This is a genomic window from Polynucleobacter sp. 39-46-10, assembly GCF_002282275.1.
In genome coordinates this window covers 1-1,066 of the sequence record NZ_NCJB01000548.1, presented here as the reverse complement: position 1 = coordinate 1,066, position 1,066 = coordinate 1, and the positions used below count along the sequence as shown (strand labels likewise).

The window sequence follows — 1,066 nt, the reverse complement described above, 5'->3', positions numbered from 1 at the left end:
CTAGTGGCAATGATTTATTTGCCTGAAACCAAAAAAATAAATCTAAACATCTAGCCAGTCATTTCCACCTTGGGTTGAACAATAACCCAAATTCCATGGTCCATCATTTGATGGGATTGCAAATGAAGTATTTCAAAATATTTTGTCAATCTGGGAAGCCACCAAGAGCTTGGTTTTTGAATTAAATGGGCATTGCGCCCATCTCACAATGTTTTTGCCGCAGGGCCCATATGTATAGAGAAAAATCCGAAATTCTGCGTAATTTGCGCAAGTTCACCTAAAACATTTTCCAATCTATCAGGCTCAATATGCTCTAAAACATCAATACAGCAAACTAAGTCTGCACTTTTGGGCTGACCATACTCTTCAAAAGCGGGGTCGTATGGGTAGTAATCAATAGAATCTATCCCAGCTTTTGCAAGGCCTAAAAGAAGATTTTTCTTGCCTGCACCGTAGTCAGATACCGAACGAATGCCAGTCTGACGAATAAAGTCAGCGACTATGGGTGCAAATGAAAGAGAGGCAACCCCATAATTGGGATTTTGATGTAATAACTTCTGCTCATCTAAATAGCTCTGGGAAATTGTTGGCTTATTCACTATTAATCAAACCCTTCATTACTTCTTTCGTATGCCTCTTTCCAGCATTCTGACATGGATTCATTGGAATAATCTTTAAAACAAGGTGTTCCCAACGTGTAATGAATTAACTTTGCTTCAGGGTTATCTGGATATTCAATTGCTAGCCAATTCCACTCTATTGGAAGCTCGCCAATTAATTGATCAGGAAGCCAAGAAAACCTGTGAAGATAAGAGCCGGGCTGAGCCTGAATAAATTGAGGGGTTAACACTTTATTATCTGGATGAGAGCAGTTCCAAAGGATTAGGCTTGACCAATTTTTCCTTGGGTAGTTTTCATTTTTATTGCCCAGATATTTTTTATTGGCTTTTGTTTGATAGTCATGCTTAATAACCTGAACCGCTTTTGATTCATCGCGCAAACTCCATAATTGCGCAATGTCTGCCTTACAAACCATATCTCCATCTGCAAAGATGGACCAACCCTC

The 1,066-nt window shown here is 39.3% G+C and carries 2 protein-coding genes; both read right to left on the bottom strand.

Going from position 1 to position 1,066, the window contains the following annotated elements; translation table 11 throughout:
• Positions 1 to 203: 203 nt before the first annotated feature.
• A complete protein-coding gene (locus B7X71_RS17610) occupies positions 204 to 599 on the bottom strand; it encodes a hypothetical protein (protein ID WP_293601697.1) in 396 nt (131 codons plus the stop codon).
• A gap of 2 nt (positions 600 to 601) precedes the next feature.
• Positions 602 to 1,066: glycosyltransferase (locus tag B7X71_RS17605; RefSeq protein ID WP_293601696.1), on the bottom strand; the 465-nt coding region annotated here is incomplete at its 5' end.